Consider the following 305-nt stretch of genomic DNA (forward strand, 5'->3'; position numbering starts at 1 on the left):
TTTCTATTCCGGCAACTACAAGGATGCGAAGATCTTCGCCATGCGGGCGCAACAGCAGATGAAGCGCGGCGAGCCGCGCTGGATACGCGCCCAGGACATCATAAACTACAAATCGTCAGGCAAGAGCCAGTAATCTCATGAACCTTCCGGCCGCGTGCTGCGACACAGCCAGACCGGAAAATAGGCAGAAGGAACGACAACGATGAAAAAGGCACTGCTGCTGGGCACCACGGGGGTTGCGGTCGCCCTTGGCATGCTGGCTTTCGGTTTCGTGGCCGGCAGTCCGCAGGTTGCGAAGGCCGGAA

General features: G+C 58.7%; 1 pseudogene. It reads left to right on the top strand.

The annotated features are described in order from the left end of the window. Positions 1–202: 202 nt before the first annotated feature. A pseudogene (locus X744_RS1000000175855) lies at positions 203–305 on the top strand (DsbA family protein); the annotation flags it as partial.

The sequence above is a fragment of the Mesorhizobium sp. LNHC252B00 genome (assembly GCF_000502955.1).
Taxonomy (GTDB): domain Bacteria; phylum Pseudomonadota; class Alphaproteobacteria; order Rhizobiales; family Rhizobiaceae; genus Mesorhizobium.